This window comes from Solibacillus sp. (assembly GCF_040273735.1).
In the GTDB taxonomy this organism is placed as follows: Bacteria; Bacillota; Bacilli; order Bacillales_A; family Planococcaceae; genus Solibacillus.
Map to the genome: position 1 here is coordinate 80,479 of NZ_JBELZM010000009.1, position 24,726 is coordinate 105,204.

Annotated in this window: 16 protein-coding genes; 5 read left to right on the forward strand and 11 right to left on the reverse strand. The window is 37.1% G+C overall.

From position 1 onward, the window contains the following. Positions 1-176: 176 nt before the first annotated feature. Both ABS917_RS10580 and ABS917_RS10585 read right to left on the reverse strand, forming a co-directional pair. Complete coding sequence (locus ABS917_RS10580) at positions 177-725, reverse strand: C40 family peptidase (RefSeq protein WP_350478936.1); 549 nt, start codon at positions 723-725, stop codon at positions 177-179. A 317-nt stretch (positions 726-1,042) separates the two neighbouring features. Continuing rightward, complete coding sequence (locus tag ABS917_RS10585) at positions 1,043-2,029, reverse strand: C40 family peptidase (RefSeq protein WP_350478937.1); 987 nt, start codon at positions 2,027-2,029, stop codon at positions 1,043-1,045. A 304-nt stretch (positions 2,030-2,333) separates the two neighbouring features. On the opposite strand from ABS917_RS10585, the gene brnQ reads away from it, so the two are divergent. Both brnQ and ABS917_RS10595 read left to right on the forward strand, forming a co-directional pair. Then, positions 2,334-3,653 (forward strand): branched-chain amino acid transport system II carrier protein, encoded by a 1,320-nt coding sequence (brnQ, locus tag ABS917_RS10590; protein WP_350478938.1) that lies wholly within the window; start codon positions 2,334-2,336, stop codon positions 3,651-3,653. A 381-nt stretch (positions 3,654-4,034) separates the two neighbouring features. After that, on the forward strand, positions 4,035-5,405 hold the full coding sequence (locus ABS917_RS10595) for a S41 family peptidase (protein ID WP_350478939.1): 1,371 nt from the start codon (positions 4,035-4,037) through the stop codon (positions 5,403-5,405). Positions 5,406-5,451: 46 nt separating this feature from the next. Here the strand turns inward: ABS917_RS10595 and ABS917_RS10600 are convergent, their stop codons facing one another. From ABS917_RS10600 to ABS917_RS10615, 4 genes are all read right to left on the reverse strand, one after another. Then, a complete protein-coding gene (locus ABS917_RS10600) occupies positions 5,452-6,048 on the reverse strand; it encodes a TetR/AcrR family transcriptional regulator (protein WP_350478940.1) in 597 nt (198 codons plus the stop codon). A 317-nt stretch (positions 6,049-6,365) separates the two neighbouring features. Further along, positions 6,366-7,883 carry a murein biosynthesis integral membrane protein MurJ gene (gene murJ, locus ABS917_RS10605; protein ID WP_350478941.1) on the reverse strand — a complete coding sequence of 506 codons (1,518 nt, stop codon included), beginning with the start codon at positions 7,881-7,883 and terminating at the stop codon, positions 6,366-6,368. A gap of 31 nt (positions 7,884-7,914) precedes the next feature. After that, positions 7,915-9,003, reverse strand: a complete 1,089-nt coding sequence (locus ABS917_RS10610; RefSeq protein WP_350478942.1) for a glycosyltransferase — start codon at positions 9,001-9,003, stop codon at positions 7,915-7,917. Continuing rightward, positions 9,003-10,145, reverse strand: a complete 1,143-nt coding sequence (locus ABS917_RS10615) for a polysaccharide pyruvyl transferase family protein (RefSeq protein ID WP_350478943.1) — start codon at positions 10,143-10,145, stop codon at positions 9,003-9,005. Before ABS917_RS10615 ends, ABS917_RS10610 begins: the two co-directional genes overlap by 1 nt. Positions 10,146-10,548: 403 nt before the next feature. Here ABS917_RS10615 and ABS917_RS10620 point away from each other — a divergent pair, with 403 nt between their 5' ends. Further along, positions 10,549-11,457: a nuclease-related domain-containing protein gene (locus ABS917_RS10620; protein WP_350478944.1), complete on the forward strand. Its 909-nt coding sequence runs from the start codon at positions 10,549-10,551 to the stop codon at positions 11,455-11,457. 681 nt (positions 11,458-12,138) lie between these two features. Here the strand turns inward: ABS917_RS10620 and ABS917_RS10625 are convergent. Beyond that, positions 12,139-14,412: an S-layer homology domain-containing protein gene (locus tag ABS917_RS10625; RefSeq protein WP_350478945.1), complete on the reverse strand. Its 2,274-nt coding sequence runs from the start codon at positions 14,410-14,412 to the stop codon at positions 12,139-12,141. Between the two features lie 241 nt (positions 14,413-14,653). After that, positions 14,654-16,144 (reverse strand): O-antigen ligase family protein, encoded by a 1,491-nt coding sequence (locus ABS917_RS10630; protein WP_350478946.1) that lies wholly within the window; start codon positions 16,142-16,144, stop codon positions 14,654-14,656. A gap of 862 nt (positions 16,145-17,006) precedes the next feature. Between ABS917_RS10630 and ABS917_RS10635 the strand changes: the two genes are divergently transcribed. Both ABS917_RS10635 and ABS917_RS10640 read left to right on the forward strand, forming a co-directional pair. Continuing rightward, a complete protein-coding gene (locus tag ABS917_RS10635) occupies positions 17,007-17,270 on the forward strand; it encodes a multidrug ABC transporter ATPase (RefSeq protein ID WP_350478947.1) in 264 nt (87 codons plus the stop codon). A 323-nt stretch (positions 17,271-17,593) separates the two neighbouring features. Continuing rightward, positions 17,594-19,603, forward strand: coding sequence for an S-layer homology domain-containing protein (locus ABS917_RS10640; RefSeq protein WP_350478948.1), 2,010 nt, complete (start codon positions 17,594-17,596; stop codon positions 19,601-19,603). A gap of 299 nt (positions 19,604-19,902) precedes the next feature. Here the strand turns inward: ABS917_RS10640 and ABS917_RS10645 are convergent, their stop codons facing one another. The 3 genes from ABS917_RS10645 to ABS917_RS10655 all read right to left on the reverse strand — a co-directional run bounded on the left by ABS917_RS10645 (position 19,903) and on the right by ABS917_RS10655 (position 24,594). Next, the gene (locus tag ABS917_RS10645; RefSeq protein WP_350478949.1) at positions 19,903-21,879 is read right to left on the reverse strand and encodes an N-acetylmuramoyl-L-alanine amidase; all 1,977 of its coding nucleotides are present in this window, start codon (positions 21,877-21,879) and stop codon (positions 19,903-19,905) included. A 430-nt stretch (positions 21,880-22,309) separates the two neighbouring features. Beyond that, a complete protein-coding gene (locus ABS917_RS10650) occupies positions 22,310-23,248 on the reverse strand; it encodes a C40 family peptidase (protein WP_350478950.1) in 939 nt (312 codons plus the stop codon). Positions 23,249-23,532: 284 nt separating this feature from the next. Then, positions 23,533-24,594, reverse strand: a complete 1,062-nt coding sequence (locus ABS917_RS10655) for a CAP and S-layer homology domain-containing protein (RefSeq protein ID WP_350478951.1) — start codon at positions 24,592-24,594, stop codon at positions 23,533-23,535. Positions 24,595-24,726: the final 132 nt, after the last annotated feature.

Genomic DNA, 24,726 nt, shown 5'->3' on the forward strand with positions numbered 1-24,726 from the left:
CCTCTTCAATACCACTCCCCTATTAATCTACCACCCTTTGATTCAAAAGTAGAACTCAAACTCACATTCAACATCTATTCCTTATTTCAAAACACTAAAAAATCCCCCACCCTATAAAAGGTGAGAGATTGTAATTAGGAAATTTGCAGTATGTAGTAGTGTGTATAAGCTATGTGTTATTCTGCTTCTGGAGTGTTGTCTACATCTGAATCATCTGCGTCTTCTGCAAGGGCTTCTGCTGTTGAGAAGTTAGCGATGCGTTTAGCACCTACGTACTTTTTACCCCAGTAATATTTGTCGTTAATACTTGTTTTAATAACACCCTTGCTTGTAGAAGCATGGATGAATTTTCCTGAACCAATGTAAATCCCTACATGAGAGATGCGTTTGCCTGATGTGTTGAAAAATACTAAATCGCCTGGCTCAAGGTCGCTTTTTTTAACTTTCGTACCTTGCGTATACATTTCTGAAGATGTGCGATTCAGTGATGTGATGCCTAGTTCTTTAAATACGTGACGTACATAGCCTGAGCAGTCAAAGCCTTTTGCTGATGTGCCGCCGTATGAATAGCGAACTCCTAAATATTTCGAAGAAACTTCTTTTAACTCATCAATTGAGTAAGCTGATTCTGCAGAAGCTTCCTTTTCATTCACCGGTGCGAAGAAAATTACGAAGGCAGCTGCCAAAGTTAGTACGATATTGCGTAATAATTTCAAGTAATCCATCGTGTTCCTCCAACCAATCAATAAATTTTCTGAAAACTTAACTGATATTAGGTTAACACGAGATTATATTTTATAACATTACAGTTGTGTAACAACAAAGTTACATTTACCCGCTTTTAAATAACTCCAAACATTGCCAAAGAACCTATTTTAATTAGGAATTTTAAACTATTAGCTAAACAATTACCGCTATTAATTGTAATATTAACCAAAATTTAAAGTCCGAACTGTAATATTTGTAACATTATCGCGAATTTATGTAATAAAAAAAGAACTAATAAGCAATTTTCAACAACACTTATTAGTTCTTTAATATTTTATTTTAAATTATTCAGGCGTTTATACGCGACAAAGCGCTCAGCCCAATACTTTTCCTGGACATTTGAAATCGTAATACCCTTTGAACCGGCATGAATAAATTCATTGTTACCTAAATAGATGCCCATATGTGAAATCGTAGGGATAAATGTATTTTTGAAAAATACTAAATCTCCTGGTACAGGTTGCGTTACTTTCGTCGTATCTTGTTCGAAATACATGAGACTGCTTTTGCGATCCATTTGGACACCGACAGAATTAAATATGTAGTTTACAAATCCGCTACAGTCAAATCCATCTGTTGTTGTTCCGCCATATTTATAAGGAGTTCCTAATACTGCGTTAGCCGCTTGGATAGCTTGTCCATAGAGGCGCTCTGTTTGTTGCGAAACTTTCCCCGCTAGTGCAACTTCATTCTTTAACTGTTTTTCAATCGCTTCATCAGCTGTCTGATTAAAATTAATTTCAGCTTCCACTGTTTTGGCAGAAGGAGCTTCAACTGCCAAGTCTTTAGCTGACTGCTGGCTAATTGTCAGCTTTTGACCAACTATAATCGCATCTGATTTCAAATTGTTCAACTGTTTAATACTCGCTACCGAGATACTGTACTTTTTAGCGATCTTTGTTAAATTATCACCTTTAATAACGGTATGGGAAACTCCATTTTGCGGGCTTTCGACTTTTTCCTCTATAACTGAAACAGCAGTTGTTTTCGTTTTAGATGTTGCCGTTTTAGTTGCTGCTGTCGATTTGCTCACTGTACTTTTTGCTGGCGTAACGACCAGTTTTTGTGCAATAAAAATGCGGTCTTGAGATAGTTTGTTCCATTGTTTAAGCTGATTAATCGTCGTGTTGTGGGCCTTTGCAATTTTTGTTAACGTATCGCCATGTTTCACCGTATAGGTGGATGCTTGGGCATCTGGTGCGATGAATAGTGCAAGTGAAAACGTTACACCTGTCAGCACTATCTTCCAATTATTATTCAATATGAAAACTCCCCCTTTTCCATGAAACTACCTTAACTATATATTACTTAATTTTTAATAGAGGATACAACCCTCTTTTAATGAGAAATTTCTTTAGATGGTTATACCTTCTTCATATTATTATACTTACATATTAATATGGTGTAATAGAAATTAACTAAGTTTTCATGGTTACTGATTTAGCGCAAATTGATTTCTGAAAATATGCTTGTATTTTAATAATTTTATGATAGAATTAGTTTTTGTTAAAAGATTTAAATTTTTAGAAAACTTTGTATTTTCAAATTAAAGGAGTTAAGTCAACATGAATAGCAAGTCAAGTTTTTTCCGTGAGAATATCGCGGTAGGTTTTATGTTATTTGCATTGTTCCTAGGTGCAGGTAATATCATATTCCCACCACAATTAGGCCAAATGGCTGGGGAAAATATTGTAATATCCATGATCGGATTTTTAATAACAGGAGTCGGGTTGCCTCTATTAGGTATTATTGCCGTCGCAAAGAATGGCGGAGACTTAGAAATATTGGCTGGCCGCATTAATCCATATTTCGGTATAATTTTCACTTCGATTATTTACTTGTCGATCGGACCATTCTTTGCAATTCCGCGTACTGGCGCTGTCTCTTATTCAATCGGTGTAGAGCCGTTTTTAACAGAAGCAATGAAAGGTAGCTGGATTCCATTATTCATTACAACACTTATCTTTTTCGGAATCACATTCTACTTAGCATATAACCCGACAAAAATCGTCGACCGTGTCGGAAAAATTTTAACACCTGCTCTTTTAGTCGTTATTTGTTTACTTGCGATTAAAGCAGTTATTACTCCGTTAGGTGAACCTGGTGAAGCACAGGGACCATATATTAATAACGCTTTTGGTGAATCGTTCATTCAAGGATACTTAACGATGGACGTACTCGCATCATTGGTTTTCGGGATTGTTATCGTTCAGTCATTAGTTGCCCGTGGTGTAACTGATCGAGTAAAACAGGTTAAAATCACAATTTTCGCAGGAATAGTCGCTGCAATTGGTTTAGCATTTGTTTATGTATCATTAGGTTATATCGGGGTAACAAGTACATCGGCAATCGGCTTCCATGAAGATGGCGGTACAATTATTTCTTTGGCAGCACAGCAACTATATGGACAAGCCGGTAAGATTATTTTATCAGCCGTAATCATTTTAGCTTGTTTAACAACATCTGTAGGTCTCTTATCTGCAAATGCAACATTTTTCCATAAGATTTTCCCGAAACTTTCTTACCAAGTGTACTTAGTGATTTTTGCACTATTCAGCTTCGGTGTTTCAAACTTTGGATTATCGGATTTAATCAACCTTTCATTACCTGTTTTAGTTGCAATCTATCCGTTCGCAATCGTGCTTATGGTTTTTGCACTATTCGGAAATTTATTCAATCATGCACCGAGCGTATATGGTATGGCTTTAATTTTCACAGGGATTGTTGCAATATACGACGGAATCAAACAGGCCGGCTTCGAAATTGAAGCTTACGATAATTTTTTATCACTCTTCCCGTTTTATGAGCAAGGCATCGCTTGGGTTGTACCATCACTAGTCGGTGGTGTCATCGGCTACATCATGTATTTAGCAAAACGAAAATAAGTTTATTTACTATCAATTACGCCTCGGCGTAATTGCGTCCAGATTTTTTTGAGTTTACTCAAAAAGGGTCCTTTAAAAAATCTGTGACATCCGCCAGGGGCTCATCTTCATTCAGTGGGGGGATTGAAACTCTCGCTGAATTGAAAAACAAGCATTCATCATTACCTACAGAGGTGAGTGTTTTCAGCTGAATGAAGATAGAAAGGGTAAGTTATAAGTGTAAAAACTTGTAACTTACCCTCTTTTATTGACTAAAAATAGCTTAAAATATTTTTCCTTGTTACCATAAATTTGGGAAGCTTTCATGATAAAATATGGTAATATCCCTATCATGGCATTACGCAATACATTATAGAAAAATAAATTTAATGAGGTGGACTCATGCTAAAAAAACATTTATCAGCAATGCTGTTTTTCATCATGTGCCTGGCTGTCCCTTTGACGGTGCTAGGTGCTCCTTTAGATGAAGCAAAACAGATTGTTAAGGAAAACTATGTAGGGAATGTTAACGGTGACATCAACCGTGCCACGAGTATCGAGCAATTGGCAGACATGCTTGATCCGTATTCCGATTACTTTACACCGGAAGAATTCGATGAGTTTTTTAATGGTGTTGAGCTTACTACTGTTGGTATCGGTGTAGTCATTGAAAAGGTAGAAAGCGGTATTCAAATTTCTGAATTAATCGATGGGGGCAGTGCAAAAAATTCAGGCTTAAAAGTTGGCGATATCATCACAGAGATCGATGGAAAACCGGTTGCAGGGCTGACAATCGACCAGGCTTCTTCCCGTATAAAAGGAGCAGCAAATACAACGGTCTCTATCACGATTTCACGTGAAGACGGTACAATTTTAACGAAAAAATTAACACGTAAAGCTTTCTCACTACCTAATGTGGAAACAAAACTTTTATACGGTAATACGGGCTATATTTCATTGAATTCATTTTCAAACGATACAGCAAGCCTCGTATCAAAAGCCATTCGTGACTTGAAAAATAAAGGGGCAAAATCATTTATTTTCGATTTGCAAAATAATGGAGGCGGGTATGTAACAGCGGCAGAACAGCTTATCGGTATGTTCCCGAATGCCACCTATGCCTACAAGCTGAAGGAAGCTTCGGGGACATCTATTGTACGTTCGATGAAGCAATCGACAACATTCCCTGAAAATACGAAAATGCTTGTAAATAGATATAGTGCAAGTTCATCCGAAATGACTGCAGCAGCCCTCGCTGATCAAAAAGCAGTTACGCTTTACGGTGAAACAACATATGGTAAAGGTTCTATGCAGGCATTTTTCGAACTTGAAGATGGCAGTTTTCTAAAATTAACAGTAGGTCATTTTTATGGTCCAAAAGGTACGAAAATAAATGAAGTTGGGGTTAAACCTCATATTAAAACAACAAGTGAACCTCTCTTTAAAGCACATTACGACACAATCGCTTCAAACTTAAAAAACTATAAAGAACTTGCTGCATTAAAGAATGTTCCATTAAACAAAACATTTACGATCAAGTTTTCCGCTAAACTGGCGAAAGAGCTTGCTTCTTCTTCCGTTGAACTAGTCGAGCTAGGTGCAGATACCGTAAAAACAACGCACAAATTATCGGGTCAACAGCTTGTTGTTACCCCTTCCAAAGAGTTAACAGCAGGCAAGGAATATGCCCTCATCGTTCATCCTAAAGTGAAAAATGAAAAAGGCAAAAATTTAAAAGCCGGTGTTTATTTACATGTAACAACAAAACAGTAAACGAAAAAGAGACGATTTGCATTATGGCAATCGTCTCTTTTCAATTTTATGAATGTACTAAACTTAGCTCCGTTGCAAAATAAATCATGCAAATCTCTTTCGCTAACTGTTCCGGATTCGTTTTATTCGTCAGTAAATTTGTCAATGTTAGTCGTTCCACCGAACCAACGAGGCTTTCTGCCAGAATATTAGCATCCACCAGCTTTACAACATTAGAATCATTTAGTTGCGTGTTAAGGATATGTATTAATTTAGAAACGAGCATTTCCTTCACTGTAGATGACTGCTCTGCTTCATAAAAACCGATTTTCGTTAAGTTAGGGTTTTCGATAAAGTAATTGAAAATATGTGTTAAACTTCCCTGAATAAGGTCGATTCCAAATTTCCCGTCATTTATATCATTTGCTGAACTAGAAAAAATCTCAGTTAATTCATTATGGAACTTCTCGTTTAAATCGTTAAACAATGTTTCTTTGCTTTGAAAATATAAATAAAATGTCGGCTGTGTTAAATCTGCTGATTTCACAATATCACTGATTTTTGTTTGGTGATAACCAAATGTAGAAAATAGCTCGATTGCTTTTTCCAATAATAATTTTTTACTTTTTTCTCCACATGAATTTACACGTCGTCCTCTTGCCATACTACTTCTCCACCCTTATCTCTATTTTAGATGTTTAGTAATTTATATTAAATTCCAATTATTCCACATATGATTATATAGTAAAGCTTTTTTAAAATAAAGTTTTCGCTCATATAACTAATATTTCTTCTTAATAACAGCAACCAATTGACATAACTTAGCAATATTTTAAATTACATTATCTATAAATTATCCTGTTATAAGGATAATAGACATAAATGAAAAGAGAAAATTTCTTTTATTAATACTATACTAAAATAGTAAATACTAAAAAAAGGCATACCCCAATTTCATTGTAGGATACGCGCTTCATCATATTATTTTTTTCTTAAAATCTTTCCTTTTACTTTTCCTGTAACTAGCTGCAGCTCATCCATTTTGAACGCAAAAAGTATTATTAGATAGCTAATTGATGCAACTATAAATGTAACAATTACATGAACCCATTTCTGATCAATTACAATCCATTGTGCAATCGCCCAGTTAATTGCGACAAAAATTAACCCAATAATAACTAGCTTAAATAACTGACCAACATTTTTGTCCAAAAGTTTTAATTGATATTTACTTTGAAGTACAATTATAAGCAACAGGAAGTTTACGATGGCACTGATCAACGTCCCTAAGGCAACCGCATTTGCTCCCATTTCATCGATTGTTGCCATCACGACCGCAATATTTACACCGAATACTGTTAAAATACTGAAAATCATCGGTAATACAGAGTTACCCTTCGCATAGTAGAAACGCGTAATGTACGTGTTGGCAGCAAGGAAGAACATAGTCGTACTGAATACTTGCAGCAATGGCGCTGTAATCGCTGTTGATTCTGCATCAAATTCTTTATATTCAAATATGATGCGTACAACACCTTCTGCCTGGAAGTAGAAGAACACCGAAACAGGCAACACGAGTAAATATAATAGACGCATCCCGCGAACATATAGCTGTTTTACCGACTCTGTGTCCCCTTCTCCCTCTTTTTTGCTAAGTAACGGGAAGATTACCGTCGTTACGGCAGTCATTAAAATCGCCTGCGGGAACTGGGACATTTTCGTTGCATAGTTCATCGCCGATGGAACACCGGCTTCCAGCATATTCGTAAAGAACCGTTGGATTAAAATGTAAAGTTGTGCAGTCGCACCGCCAAGCATAATCGGCAACGCAACTTTCCATAGCATTTTCTGATCTTCAGACTGTTTAAAGTTTGGCTTAAAGGACATTTCTTTTACGTTCCGGACTCCGAATACAAGGAACAGGAACATACAAATCGCCCCGACTAATGCCCCGATTCCCATTCCGATTGGTCCCATTGTGATGGATAATACTACGGATACAAGTAAAAATGAACCATTATAAATAAGCACCGAAAATGCTGATAAATGATAACGGCCCTGGACATTTAAAATACCGCTCATCCAAGTCGACAGCACAAGCATAATCGTCGATGGCATCATCCAGTAGTAAAGCGAGCGCAGTATTTCATACTCTGCCTGACTTTCCACTTGGAAAAATTGCATTAATATCGGATCAGCCAACGCCATAAATAAAATGACAATGAGCGTAATCGAAACAACAATCGTTGTAAACGTTCGCTGTATATATTCAGTAATGCTCGATGACGTCTTATGGTAGATAGATATAAAGGCCGTCGTAAATGCTCCGCCAATGACTAAGTATAAAAAGTTAGGAATTGTATAAGCATTAACAATACTATCTGAATATAAAGTTGTACCAAATTCAATTCCGATATATGTTTCACGAGCAAAGCCGACCATACGTGCTAAAATATTTATAACCGCGACGGCTCCTATTATTTTTAAAATTCCTTTCAACGCTTATCACATTCCTTTAATTACAATTACTTTAATTCGCGTGTACTGTGTAGAGCTCTTTTAAACGTGCAATAATGTTTTTTGCATCATGCGTATGAAGCAGCTCGGCTACACGCGCATCATTCACTGCAATTCCGTCTTTCACTGCATTTTCAAGTGCAAGCTGAAGTAAAATCTCATCTTTCGGAGGTACTAATACTCCCGCTCCATCCGCCAGCATATAATGCAGTCCTCCCACGTCCGATGCAATAACCGGTGTGCCACAGCTCATTGCCTCTAAAGCTACTAATCCCAGTCCTTCAATATAAGATGGCAGTACGAAAACATCTGCCGCCTGGAAATAACGCGTCAACTCCTGCTGCGGCATCGGTTCGATAAAGTGGATCGCTGTATTGTCCTTAGCCAGCTCTTTTACTTTGCTAGTAAAATTACTATCTTTAGTCGAACCAACACAATAAAGAGCGGCTTGCTGCGGAAGCGATTCCGTTACTTTATTGAATGCACGCACAAGTTCTGTAACTCCTTTTTCCCGTATGATGTTGCCTACGAATAAAAAGTTTGTCTTATCAGGATCCATCCCTAACTCTTTGGCACGTTGTTTTTTATCGTCCGCTTCTTTGAAAACTTTACGATCAATCCCCATGCTCATCACCGAAATTTTATCGTTTTCAACATGGAATGTTGCTTCAATCGTTGCAGCAAGCTCTTCTCCGACTGCAATGACATGATCTGCAGACTGTAAAATCTTCTCCGTAAACTCCCGGATTTGCCCGCCCTTTTTGGCCATTTTATTAATGTCGCCACCATGTGCTGTCACGATATACGGGATATTGTGACGCTTTTTTAAATAGTAGCTGAACATTCCGCTCGGAAAAACATAATGGCTATGTGTTAGCGATATATTCCGCTTGTTTGCACGGAATACACGCATAAACTGTTGTGCCCACTTTAAATATTTCAAAATAACATTTTTCTTTCCTGTTGCGGGATTGGTATTTACCGCGAGCACTGTTTCGATTCCTTCTCGTTCCAATTGCTCAACCTGATTTTTCACGAAAATGCCGTAAGCTAAATGTTCCTTAGATGGATACATATTGCTAATGACGAATACTTTTTTCATTACTTTTTCGCACCTTCTTTTAAAAGCTGCTCCCCTAATGCTGATTTTTCTTTAAATGACGCATTTGTACGAGCCGCTAAGTTTTGTGCACCGTCCCAATCTACTGCCATATCGTTAAAGAGCATTGCAAATTTTTCGTCTGATTCATGAAGCGAATCAATCGGTAATGAATAGTTTCCAAGCCCTGCCATTTGTAAAAAGTCATTAACCTTCACATGATAAGACACACCGATAATCGGCGTTTTCGCATCTGTTGCCAATATTAAAGAATGAAGTCTTGTACCAATCAGCACATCAAACGTGGACGTAATTTGCAAAATACGCTGCGGCGGCAAGTTTTCATCAATAATTTTTGTATTTTCCGGACGCTTCATTTTAGCTCGAATATCCTTAGTCACATCAGCATCTTGCGGATATTTTGTCGCAAAAAATGTTACATCGACATTATGCTCTTCAATTAAACGGTCCAGGTTTTTCGCCATGCCATCAATATAGTTTTCGTATTTTGCCTCATCGCCGGTTGGCCAATATGAAGCATTGTAGTATGGGACTGCTGTAACCCCAACTGATTTTGGTTTATCACTATAATTTGAACGTTCTACTTCTAAACTAAATGCCGGATCCCCAATGACAGGTACATCACGTTTTACACCAATTGTTTTTAGCAGCTGTTGTGATTGCGGATCACGCACTGAAATATTTTGTGCATGCTTGGCCATATAGCGGATAAACCATTTCCCTAAACCTGTGTTAAGCGGACCCGCACCACAGCCGTAGACAACATACGGTACATTATTATTTTTTGCCATCATTGCATAAGAACCATATAGCGGTGCTTCACGTTTATAAAGATCCATTAAAATGCCGCCGCCGCCGATTACGACAAAATCAAGGTTTTTCACGACATTTGAATTCTCCTTGTATGTCTTCATGAACGTTTTCACGGCATTACCGTTTTTGTAGTATAAAGGGTAACTTTGCACAGTATAACGTTCCGCTGTTTGTTTTGGATTATTACTAAATACCGTAATATTTTTTGTATCAATTTGAAATACCTTCTGCAGCTGGCGAATAATACTTAATAAAATCGCCTCGTCTCCATTATTATCATTTCCGTAATTTCCTACAATACCAATTTTCATTTATTCATTCATCCTTTGAATCAAGCGTTTTGGGTATGCTTGGCTTATTTCATTTTTCATTTGAAAAACACATCTGAAGTAGATGTGTTCAGCGTTATGATCTGTATTTTCAGTATAGCATAATGTCTGTTTGAAACGATATTCCCGAGGGCAAGAACACACTATTTCCCAACAAGAAAATTAACAATAAATTTATAGTTTTTCGTTAATGAGACGGTTTGTATATAAGATTAGTTTCATTTTTACTTTTTGAAGAGGAATTTATGCGATAAATGACTATTCAAGGGCATTTGCAAGCTTAGAAATTTTCGGATACATTGCTGTCATAGAGTTTTTATCTCAATGCCCGAGTAGAGGTGATTTATTGTACAGGACTGAAAAACTTGTTTATTTGGAAGCTCTTGTGTCTAGATTACAAGCTGATGATGAAGAGTTTACCTCTTATCAAGAGGCTTATTATCGCGTCCAAGCTGGAATAGCAGGCGAATTAAAAATGCAGAGAACATTGGCGGATTATCATTTTGTTGGTCCCTATAAAATTTTTTATAACTTTGAGTGTATAAATGAAAAAGGTTTTTCTCATGAAATCGATGCCCTTATAATTACGACAAGATTTCTTCTCGTTGTCGAGGTTAAACAAATTTCAGGTACGCTATTTTATAAACCTGCCTTTCATGAATTTGCTCGTCAAACTGAGGAAGGGTTACTGGAAAATTTTTCGAATCCATTTGACCAGGCATACCGACACAAGTTATTTTTATCGCGCCTTTTATCAAAGTGGCGAATTCAGCTGCCAGTTTTATTTATTGTAGTCAATGCTAATATCAGAACAAAATTGGATTCGTCCTTAGACGGTTCTCCTATTATTCATTTAAGCGGCTTACCGAAGTTTCTGGAGAAATTATATCAAAACTATGCCGAAACAAAACTTGATTTAGTGGAATTGGAAAGAAAATTAATGGCTATCGCATGCCGGCTCCCTATAAGCAAGAATGTGCAAAGAGATCGTATAAGAAATGGCGTTCTTTGCAAAAAGTGTGAATTTCATCATGTCATGTATTATTATCACGGGTTATGGATTTGCCCACGCTGTGGCGAGAAAAGTAAAAAGGCTCTCTTTTTAGCATTACATCAATATCGAGTATTAATCGGGGACCATATTACAAATCGTGAATTGAGGGAATTTGTTGGAATCAACTGCAAAGCAGTTACTTCAAAACTGCTGAAGCGCTTGAATTTTGAGCAATTTGGCAAAGGACGTGGTGTATATTACTTAATTCCTGAAGATGTTTTAAGTCAGGATAATAGATAGGTTTTAATTTTAATTATGTTGCTACTTAAAGGAGGTGATGAGTTACTTAAAGAAGTACTCTATTCTACTTTTTCAGGGTAAAGTTCTACTTTAAGATCTTGAAGTTCTCATTTAGAGCTATATCGTTCTACTTTTTGAAAGAAACTTTCTATTTTACTCGGGAAATGTTCTACTTCCCTGGCGCGAGGTTCTACTTCCTGATCTAAGCGTTCTACTTTCGACCACATCTTGACGAATACTCTTACATGTTCTACTTTTCGAATGAAATTTTCTACTTTACCAGAAAAACGTTCTACTTTCCTAGTGCAAAGTTCTACTTAATTCCATAAGCATTCTACTTCCGCGCACAATAGTGACAACTCGGCTATTACTCGCAATCCGTTCTACTTTTCGAGTGAAACTTTCTACTTAACCCGAAAAACGTTCTACTATCCTGAAACGAAGTTCTACTTTCCAACCCAAGCATTCTACTTCAGCGACAAAATATTTCATATTTTCAAAAATACCGAAGCAAATACTTACATCTCTCCCCATCAAAAACCCATTCCACGCACTAAAACTCTCCGTACCAACTTCATTTCACCCGCTCTCCCCCCTCTCTTCCCCAACTCCTTCTTTTCTCCATAAAAAAACCTTTGTAAAAGTTGCGATTCCTCGCTGCAACTTTACAAAGGTTCTCTCTTATTTATTTTGTGTAATTGTGCGGTATAAGAATAAGCTGAAGTGTACGCGTGATACTTCTTGACTTGGTTTATAAGTATTATCTTCATAACCTGTTGTAATTTCATTTGCTGCTAGCGTATGAATATAATCATATGCCCAGTGCTTTGTACTTACATCTTTAAATTTTGTAGAAGTAGTACCCGTTAATTTATACGCTTCAACTAAAATTTTCGCCATTTGAGCACGAGTCAATGGTTTGCCCGGTTCGTACTTGCCATCACCAGTACCGCTCATGATGCCTGCTTGTACAATCGCAGCAACTGCACCATAATATGTGCTCTTTGTTGATAGATCGCTAAATCCAGGGTTTGGCACATCTTTTGTAGATAAACCTAATGCACGAGTCAGCAATACAGCTGCTTGCCCGCGGTTTAATGCTATATCGGGTTTGAATGTACCATCCGGATAGCCGCTAATTAAGTTATTATCAACTAAATATTTTATTTCTGTTTTATAAACATTGTTCACAGAAATATCCTTGAATAATGGTTTTTCTGCAGCCTTTACAACAATTTCTTTAGAAACGGATTTTGTTCCTAATGTAGCTGTTACACGGGCAGTGCCTTCTTTACCATTTGATTTGAAAAGACCTGAGCTGGATACTGAACCGATATTTCCATCAATAGACCATTTAATTTGTGAATCGTTATAAATTAGTGTTTCATTATTTGATCCTGTTACATTTGCTTTTAATTGAAGCGATGCATTTGGTTCAACTGTACCTGATACTTCCGAAATAGAAAGTCCAGCCGGTGCATCCACTACATTGAAGCTAATAGTTTGTGTTGCGCCTTTATTTGAAACCGTTATACGTTCAGAGCCAGGTGCTACAGCTGTATAGCTTAAGCCGCTAACTGACACTGTGTTATTTTGCGGTGTTAGCACAAAGTCACTTGCATTTACTGCCAATGGATTGTAATACTCGTCCAACACGTAGTTCGGTGTAAGTTTCACTGTTGCACCGACTAATAACGTACCTACTTTATCACGATTTACTTGAATATACTTTGGTGCATTTGTTGTTGGTGCTGTACTGATTGCTTCTATAATTGCAGAAACGCGACGTTGCGTACCTCCAGATGGTGTATTGGCTAAAACGACTGTGTTGCTGCCGTATTTACGAATACCCATTGTTGTTGAACCGCCGCCATCTAAATTAATCGCACGGTCAAAGCCAAGGCTTACTAGATAATCCGCAAACTGTGGTAACGTCATACCTGCACTTGAGCTAATACGTCCGTCCACTGTAATCAAGTGTACTTTCTTCTTATCTTTGCTGATCGCAATAGCCGTACGTGGTGCAACTTCTCTTGCACGTGAACTTGATTCATTGATTGTCAGATTTTTTTTGCCGTCCAATACTAGTAACGGACCACTTGCCATCATAAACTGTGCATCCATCCAACGATCATCAATAGCAAAGTTTACCGAAATTTCATCGCCGATTTTAATACCACGGTATTTATCGCCCCATGCCGATCCGTTAAAAGAAAGCACGAAACCGTTACGCGGAATTTTCGATTTTGTTTCATCATCATAACCGCGGATTGCAGTTACTTTACCTGTTAAAGTCTGGCCGAATTTCGTTGCACCGATTGTATTGCCAGTTTCAACGATAAACTCCATACCTTTTCCGTTGTTGGGGGTCATAGAACTATGGTTTTGCGGTGTATAAACAACCGCCTCATCTGTTCCGCGCTTTACATTAAGACCATTTACTTCATTCGTTTGACCGTTATATGTAACGTTAATCTTACTATTATAGTAAGCAATCTCTCCATATCCGTCCTTTGTAATACCGAATGCGATCGGTTGGCTGACATAGTTCGAACTTGAATCTGAAATAACGCTTGGTGTAACGATAGTATTATATTGAGAAATTAAATATAAAGGATAGCCATCCCCCATATTGTAGAAATTAGAGTTGATTGCCCCAACTACCCGATTTCCTTCCTTCGTATGACTGTTCGCATGTTGCGTTGTAGTCATTAACGTATTAACCGGAGTTGGTAAACCTAACCCGACCTTAGTGAAAGAGTCTGTTAAATCTACTTCTAAATGATTAACTACACTTGTTTTAGAACCTTTATGAGTATAGTTTGAATATGTTACCCCTGTTGAAAGCGGGTATGAGTCATTTGTCGTTTGTGCTGCACTTGCAAATTGCGGTGTACTGAAAATAAGTGCAAACACCATTAGCACTGCAATAAATAGTGATTTGTTTGTTTTCATAATTTGTGCTTCCTTGTTAACTTGAAGCAAGTCACCTTCCTCTCTTAATGTCCTACCTCTAACCTTAACAAATTTTCGCGTGAGAGACTATTAATCTTTTGTTACATTTTACAAATTTTCGTTTTTTTCAACATAAAATTACATATAGCATAAGAAAAGAATACAAATACAATAATTGAAGCTTCTAGTCTGTTAATTTCAATAAAAAAGAACTATCCTCCTAAGAAGATAGTTCCTTGATCTATTCTGCTTTTTGTTTTTCGTAATCGCTGAGTTTGAGCATTGGATACATTGTGCGCATACTCGCAAATATTCCAAAGAGAATAAAGTAGAACAGTACATATACTTTTAATTCCCAAATATTATAGAAGAAGCCTGCTACACCTGTTGCGAACCATAGCCCGAATAAATATTGTCCGAAGACTGTTTTACGTTCTTTCCAGTACATCCATACCATCGCAAGTAGGAAGCCAGCAAATAATAGAACGCCGACTGCTCCTGTCTCGGCAATAACCTGGATATATTGGTTATCGGAATAGAAGTTTTTACCTCCGTAAATATCTGAACGGATGCCGTACTCCTCATAAATCGGTGAGTCATATGATAAAGTCGCCGAACCACCGAATGTACCAAAACCGGCACCTGTAATCGGATAATCTTTCAGCACTTCAAATCCTTTTTTAATATAGAACATACGACCACTTTCCTGCATAAGCTCCAAAGTGTCGTCCGAGAATGTTTCCGTGAAGCGATTGCTGATACCACCTGAAATTTCTTCAGGCGCAACCGTGTTTTCCACACCCAAGTTTTGTAAAAAAGATACTCCCCAGTTTACAGGGAAATAAATAAGCGCGATTGCTACAACAAATGAAATGGCAATTCTCTTCAATAATTGCCAATTACGTGATAGAAGCATGAAGAATAGGACAAGCACGAATGCGGAAATCCATGTACCACGGGAAAGTGTCAATAACAGCATTCCAAAGAAAGCGACTTGTGCAATTCGGAACGTCCATTTAAATTCATTGTTTTTATATGCCCATCGCAGGAAAAATACTGCGGCAATGGCAAAGAACATAACCAATGCCAACGAGTTTGGATTGTTCAGCATACCGTAGACACGCACGAAGTTTGTTGAAGAAAGTATTTTTTCTGTCCATACTTCCGGCATTAATAACTGACGCATCGACAGTTTTTCTACTATCCCCTGTATGAAAATAACGGCACCTGAAAATACTGTAACCCATGCCAATTTCACAAGGAAGTTTTTCGGCAATTCACTGCGACTTAGAATGTAATACAGTAAATACATAACGCCGAATGTACGTAATTGGAATACAATTGCACCAAGTGATACACCGTTTTTGTATCCAATGATTGCACCGAAGATTAAAAAGGCGAAGAAGAAGTATTCAAATGGTTTGAAATGAAACCAAGTTTTAAATTTCTTCGTATTTAGTAAAAATAAACGCAGCAATACGACGATCGTAATTAAATCGCCGATGAGTTTAAGACCAGGGTTCAGTTCAATAAAGAATGTACGGAAAATAACGTACGGTACTAAAATTACTAAACTTTGAAATGGCTTAAAAAATGCAAATAGTACAAAGAAAACAGCTGTGCTAATTTGCGCTATCGAAGGCGGAAGCAGTATGGCCGCCACAAGTACAAGAATTGCCCCAAAAATTTCGAGCCACTCTTTTTTATTCATTTTGACAGAAATGTCATTCATAGATGTCCCAAACCCTTTCCTATATGAAGTTCTCTATTTTTAGATGAGTTTTGCTCATGTGGATTAAGACGAACTTAAGTATAATATGGTTACAATTATAATTCAATGAGAGTATAAAACACACCCTAAATTACTAGAATAATTGTCAGATCAATGGTTTTTCAGCCCTAAAAAATATAGAACTATATTTGGGCATTAAAAAAGAGACAAAATTTTTGTCTCTCTTCAAATCTTCATATTCGAGTAATTTTTAATACCCCTTTACTTTTCCATTTAAATAACTCCCGATGTTTTTTCGCCATAAATATCATTAATAATAAAGGGAAAATAAGAACAGTAAGTTGAGAAATATAAAATTCTACTGGCATCGTTCTAAATAGGATTACCATTGAAAACAACTCTATTGTACTGAGAAGCATTGATAATCCAAGTATGAAAGTAAGTATGCCAATTTTTATTCTTTTGTAGATTTGGTGTCCGAATAAATTGTAAATATAAACACTTAATATAAAACTGCCTATTAAAATGTACATAATATAATCTTGGAAAGGTATAGTCAAATGTTCTTCGTTAGGTGTATCAACGGTAATGATATCTACAGCCCACCCTAAGTGGAATATAGAACAAAAAATCGCTGTATAAAAGCTTAGAACAAGGAAGAGTGCTGTATCCACAATATATTTGATAATCTTAAAAGCCTTGTGCATTTTCAAAAGTACCCTAACCCCACAAATATATCTAGATTTTACCATTAAATAGTCAAGAGAGATTTAAAAATTTCCGGAACAAATTCCAGCCAGTCATTCATAATTACTCCTCAAAACCATAAAATATATACATCACTATTTTGGAGGTCGTCGTATTGCAAAATAACCGTAAGAAAAACAATGAACCACCGATCGAAAACAATCCTTTAATCCAAGCCGCTTCACTTGAAGTGCTGGCAGGTTTATTAGCTACGTTAGCGGAAGGGATTTCAACATTTGCGTCCGCTCTTGCACTGCAGGAAACACAACAGCAGGTCAGTACTTCCAACGAAAATAACATGGACCTCCAGGGAATACATGAACAGCTTCATTATTTAACAAAGGAAGTAAAAAAAATATCGAAAGCATTAAACTTATAATTATTATTAAATCCACTATTTAATAGATAGATATAATAAGACAACTTGTTTTGAAATGTTTCCTTTTTTATTCATCTCTTTCCCCTAACTCAGGAACCCCCCTCTTATTTTTTCCATAAAATATTAATGAGCTTTAATCTAGCTCACTCTTTTTATATTTTCTATCCTTATACTACAGAACTCTTTTTCCCTATCTATAAAATATTTTTCAAAGGACTTTTTAATTACATTTATATTACAAACGTTTAAAGTATTAGGATTCATCTATGATTCTCGCTCATATATTGGTAAAATATCATCATATAGGAAAGGAGCGTGAATCTGTGTTAAAAAAAATAGTTGGACTAGCATTCGCATTAATCGTTGCTCTGTCTTTCACAACACAATCAACATCTCATGCAAATGATATAAAAGGCCATCAAATGGTAAATGAATTAACATATTGGTCTAATCTTAATGTCATCCGACCAGACAGCAAAGGAAATTTTAATCCAAACCGTGCCGTTACGCGTGGAGAGTTTGCTTCATATATTACCCGCGCACTTAAATTACCAGATTCGTCTACATACACTTTTAAAGATTTAAAAGCTGGTAATGAACTGACACGTGAAATCAAGGCAGCTGCAGGTTCTAACATTTTAAGTGGTTATCCTGATGGCACATTCCGTCCGAACGAAAAAATTACGCGCCAGCATATGGCAGCACTTTTGGAAAAAGCATTGCGCTATTCAAACGTGCCGTTGGAAGGACAGCCATTAACGTTTAAAGATAACAACAAAATTAGTGATCAGTTCAAACCGGCTGTAGCTACAAACGTTTACTACAATATTATCCGTGGGTCACATACGAAAAATGGGGTATTTTTTGAACCTCAAGGCAATGCTACAATCGCGCATGCCGCAGCATTTTTATTCCGTATGCAAACGACAATCGAAACATTTGCTTTGAATGAAGGTGAAGAACCTACTGAAACGCCTGCTCCGAACCCAAATGTTTATTATGTCGGTAAAATTTCAAATGGAGTAATTACAAAAAACTCTACTGTATACTTTAACTACGAACAAGCAGAATCGGCATTAAAAAGTTCTGGCTCAAACTTGATTATAAAAGGTGACAAAATCATTAAAATGTCTTCTGGTATCGCTTCAGCAGCTGATACGAAAGCAAACACTGTTACAATCTATTCAGATAAAAACTTCACGAAGTCGTTATCGTATGCTGTAGAAGGCTCTCAGTTTAAATACATTGGAAGCAACGATCAGTATGCAATCGTTCAATTAGCTGATACAAAAGGCTATGCGAAAATTGATGAAGTTACATTAACACCGACAAGCTTAATTAAAGGACAAGACTTCTATTTTGTTGATGGTGGGTACTTAACTCATCGTACGTACAACCATATTACACAAAAATATAATTGGGATTATGTAGTGAGTGAAGCACCGGTATTTATGCAGCGCGGCGGTCAATATTATAGCCAGGACGGTGTAAACTTCTACTCTGACGTTCTATTAACGAAAAAAGTAGGAACACATTATCCGTACTTCCAATTCCAGTCGATTCGTCAGCCATCTAACTATACAGCTGATGAACTGGACAAAATAATTATGACATTATTAACAGAGCGCCAGGCAATCAAAACTTCCCCTCAATATGCAAAAGCAACAGTTGAATCTCGTTTAATCGGGATGGGGAAATTTTTAAAGCAGGTGGAATCACAATATAATGTCAATGCCTTATTCATTTTAGCTGCAGCAATGCACGAAGGTGATTACGGTGTAAGTAAAAATGCTTTAACAAAAAACAATATTTTCGGTATTAAAGTATTCGATACAGACCCTACATTAGGCGAAGTTTATAAATCTCGTGACGATAGTGTCCTTGCCTTTATTAACCGCTATGTTAACTTGAATTACGTGCCTCAATCAGGTGGTTATGCAAAAGGTGCAGCTCCGGGTAATAAAACAGCCGGCATGAATGTGCACTATGCATCAGATCCATTCTGGGGCAGTAAAATTGCCGGTCATATGTACCGCATGGACAACCGTTTCGGTAAAAAAGATTACAAGCAAGCGAAATTGGCATTCGTATCATATGAAAATGGTCATTTAGTAAATGTCCGCAACGAACCATCAACATCATCGCCAGTTCACTTCACTTATAAAGCGAAATATGTAGGTGAAACAGGCATGTTCGGCTATCCTGTCGCAATTGTTGAAGAAACGAAAGGTACGGACGGCTATGTATGGTACAAAATTATGTCAGACAATAACCCACCTGCAAAATACGGTTGGGTACGCTCTGATTTAGTTCAATTGATTCCAGGAAATTAATTTTGATCCAGTACTTCTACGGAAGTGCTGGTTTTTTTATAGTTGGACCAGGGTTATGAAAGTAGCAGTTTACTAGAAAAGTTAGGAAAGTTATTAGAAGACTTGCAGAGCATATTTGAACTTCGGGGATTGATATTAGAACATCCGGATGACATTTTAGAAGAAAAGCCTATTATATTAGAACTTGGCGCTTCTATTAGAACATTTTACAGCATATTAGAACTTCCGCTGAAGATATTAGAAATCAATGATAAATAAAAAACTGAGCAGCCCCCTCTATCAGGAAGCTGCTCAGTCAATCATTTCGTATAATATTGCACAATGCCATTGTAGATAGACTGGGCAAAAATTTCGACATACTCGTCAGATACAAGCTTTTCTCTATCTGCAGTATTAGTAATGAAACCGAGCTCCACTAACACTGCAGGCATCACATTTCCTTTAATAACAACATAGTCCGCGCGCTTTACACCACGGTTGTACATTTTCGCATTTTTAACGATTTCATTGTTTATGGCAGTTGCCAACGCTAAATCTTCTTTTTCATTTGCATTGGAAGTAACACTGTAGAATGTTTCCGTTCCATTTGCTGCTTCCTTTGCTGCTGCATTTGCATGAAGACTGATAAAAATTTCGCCGTTCTCTTTTTTAGCGTATCGAACACGATCCTCTAAGCTAGGATATGTATCACCCGAACGCGTCATCTTTACTGTTGCACCATCTTTTTCAAGCTTTTGCTTTACTAGATTCGCAACTTTTAGAACGATTTCCTTTTCACGTGCATCTTTTTTAACAGCACCCGGGTCTTTACCGCCATGACCTGGATCAAGAACAATAATACGATCTTTTACAGCAGGTCCTTTTTGATTAAGAAGTTGTAAATATGTTTTGTTGATATATCCATTAATGCCGTTATACGTGATTTTAGCCCAGCTTCCGGATACCAAATGGACTTCCACTAGTGTTCCTCGCTTAATTTGACCAAGCGAACGTGAAGTACCTGAAGCCGACTCACGAATTTGCAAGGCATCGACTGTCGCTTTGCCTACCGTATTCGTCAATAGCTGTTGCGGCGGCGTAACAGGTTGTTCATTTTCTCCGCTATTTTCCGCAGGAGGTTTCGGTACATTGTTTTCCTCTTCAACTACCGGTTTTTCCGGTTCCGCTGTTGGAGGGGGAACTGGTTCTGTCTGCAATGAATCCTCGGTTTGAGAAACTCGTACATAGGCAGGTAAACCATTTACTAACGTGACATACCAATTTCCAATTGTATTATATACAGCAATTTTCTCTTTATCAGCAATCGCGCTTACGCTATTTGATGCGACATCACGCTTTTCATATGCTTGAATGTTACCCAATGCGTAAACATGCTTTTGAACTTTGTTAAGCAGCTTGCCGGATTCATCTATAAAATCTACATAATCCTTGTAAACATAGGCATAGCGCCCCCCATGTGAAACCTTCAGCCAACCGTCTTTCTGGATTTCAAATACAGCAAATGATGCTCCTGTATTTACTTTCGCCAAAATATTCGATGCATTTGAAGAAGATGCAGATGTGCGGACATTCAGATTATTTACATTTGCTTTGACAGAAGCAATTGCTGACGAAACGTCCGGTACGGTTACCCCTTGTACCGGCAATGGTAAACGATACTTTTCAGAAGATGCACGAGCGATAAATGAAGCGAACTGCGCACGTGTTACTGAATTTTTCGGGTTATATTTTTCTGCCTCTACTGTAATTCCGTTAAAGTAAATTGCCGCGATATATGGATAATAGCCATACGTTGGTTTAATATCTTTGAATGGAATTTCCAGCTTTTCTGTTTGAGCTGTATTTAATTTAAATGCAATGGCCAGCACTTTACTCATTTCTTCTCGTGTTAAAGGCGTGTTCGGTGCAAATTTTCCTTTGGATTGCTCAGAGAAAAATCCTAACTCCACCGCACTTTCTACATAGCCGGAAAGCTCTGTTCCCAATGTAACATCAGAAAACGATGACTTTTTTACAGTTAAAGGCTTGTTGTTTGTTGCAACAACGACCATTTTAGCAGCTTGTCCACGGGTTACATGAGCATTCGGTTTATAAAGAGTTTTACCTTTTTCCGTATATCCTTTTATGACACCCGCATTTACTAAATAGTTTATTTCATTATACGCCCCGTTTGAAGAAGGGACATCGGCAAAGTTTGTGCTAGCAAATGCCGTATTCAATTGGAACATTGCCATGAAGATGACTGTCACCGTCACGACAAGATTGCGCAAAGACAATGTTAAAATCCTCCCCTCTATTAGATAGTTCCCATTTTACCAAATTATTCATAAAATTAATATGTACAAAGCAAGAAATTTAATATTTTTCTAGTTTATAGAAAATAGAATATGGTATTTTTCATCATGAAATGAGAGTTTCAAATCAGGTTAAAGTTAGTTATTAGTGCGTTCTACTTTAGGTGTGAACTGTTCCACATTTCAACCTAAACCTCCCACATTCTCTAGTAATCTTTCTACTCTTGATGTAAAAGATTCTACTTACTCTCAGTAACCTGCTAATAAAGCCCTCGACCAAAAAAAGAAACACAGACAAATTCGTCTGTGTTTCAACTACTATTAGTAAGTACTTCCCTGCAAGGTGGATATCTATTGAGATATGTAGAAGTTACTAATTTTTATTCTTTAAGTATTGGTGTTGCCAACCTTATTATTGTAAACGGTTAATGAAAGCTGTTAAATGTTTTAACATAACGTTATCGTTAGTACCGAATGTGCCGTCACCTTTACCTACTGTGATGCCGTTCGATGCTAAGATCGAGATGTCGTTATGCGCCCAGTGAGATGTTGGTACATCTGTGAAGTTTAAAGTATCCTGCTTCATTTTTAAGTCAAATGCTTTTACTAACACTTTTGCCATTTGAGCACGTGTTAATGGTGAAGCTGGATTGAATTTACCCTCATCACCAGTGAAAACACCTAATTTATATAGTGCAGTTGCTGCACCTGCATATTTTGATGATGATTTAATATCTGTGAATGGTGAATTTGTATCAGATGTATCTAAACCTAAAGTTTTCGCTAATTGAATTGCTACTTCACCACGAGAAGCATAAATCGTGAAATCGATTGCTGAATCTTTAACTTCTTCTTTTTCTGAAGATACTGCTGCAACTACTTTATTACTTTCTCCAAAGCTCGCTACGCGTTTAGCTCCGTTATATCGCTTCGCCCAGTAAGAAGAATTTAAATTTGCTTCAGTAACGCCTGTGCTTGTACCAGCGTGAACGAATTTATCTCCACCTAATGAGATACCAACGTGTGAAGCGACTTTACCAGTTGTATTAAAGAATACTAAATCGCCTGGTTGTAAATCTGATTTTGAAACGGCACTACCTTGTTTATATTGGGAAGCAGCTGTACGGTTTAAGTCAAAGCCTAATTGCTTGAATACTAATTGAGTAAATCCAGAGCAATCTAATCCGCTTGCTGTTGTTCCTCCATAAACGTATGGTACACCGATATATTTAGAAGCTGTTGCTGTTAATTCTGAAACTGATGCTGCTTGTGCTGTATTATTCGAACCCATCCCTACACCTGAAAAAATCATGAAAGTTGCAAAGATCGGTAATAAGATTTTCTTTTTCACTTTAAAATGGAACTCCCTTCAAAATAGGCCTCGCGATGAATATTCGAGGTATAACATAACGTAAAACTTGTTTGTTCATGTTTATTTAACCTAATAACAGGGTAACATATATATTTGTAATATTATTTTTCACTTGTGTAACAGTTTCTAGTATTTTGATATAAAAACAAAAAACACCGAATCTCTGTATTTACGCAGAGATTCGGTGTTTTTTATAGAATATTTATATTAATGAAATAAAATTTGTAACATTACTGTAATGTAAGGTACTAGTATTTACCATTTCATTTGCTAGAAAAATGTTGAACTACATAATATTTCCCATTTTTCGACTTTTCAATGCCGATGCCCATATGTGTATATACTTCTTTTAAAATATTGTCACGATGTTTCGGTGAAGCCATCCAGGCCTTTACCGTTGTTTCCGGTGACTCGAAGTTTCGGGCCAGGTTTTCTCCATAGCTTGTATATTCATAATCGAACAACATTGCTAAATCCCACGGGTTGCCGTAAAAAGGTGAATTATGTTCGAAGTAATTGCGTTTTAGCATATCCTTCACTTTAATAATGGCGATCTGTGTTAATTCCTTGTCCTGCATAAGTGGTGAAAGTCCTTTAGCAGCCCGTTCCTTATTAACAAGCTCCAATATTTTTTTCTCCCACTGTTTATGATGATTCACGGTATCTATATAATCCTTTTGCAAAAAGTCATATACTACTTCCAAATTTTTAACCTTTTCCTTAAACTCCATACCGCGCATTGTGAGTGCAGCTAAATGAGCCCTAGTAACGAACTCATTCGGTTCAAAGGTTTTTTCAGTCTTTCCTTTTACAATTTCCACATCTGCCAGTGATTCAATATAATCTTTTGCCCAATAGTTTTTAGGTAAATCCTTAAAAGATGTCTTGTTTTTCTGATCCACTTCAACGTCATAGGCGTGGGCAATCATTTTTGAAATATGTGCACGCTTTAAAGGGGCTTCAGGATGAAACTCACTAGTGTTTTGAATAATCCCCAACTCTGCTAGTTTACAAATCTCTTTATAATAACGGTGATCTGCAGGAACATCCGTAAAATCAGGAACAAAATCGGTCGTTAGTTGGACGCCCATCGTTCTGGCAATAATACTTGCAGCCTCCGCACGAGTCGTCGTACTGTTCGGTTTGAATGTACCATCTGTATAGCCTTCCATAAATCCTTTTTCAACTAGCTCATATATTACAGGTGCTGCCCAATACGTACTTTTCACATCGGTGAAAGTTGGAGACGTTTTTGCATATGCATCAGAAGATGGTGCATGTAATAAACACGCAATGATGGACCCCATAATTAAAACCCGTTTCATCAAACTCCCCCCTATCAGTCCATAACTATTATTATACAATGGATTAATTACTTTTATCTTAACAGAAAACTTTGCAGCTAACTTAAAGCCACGAAATAGAAATTTCATGCCAAATCCCATAGAAATCTTTCT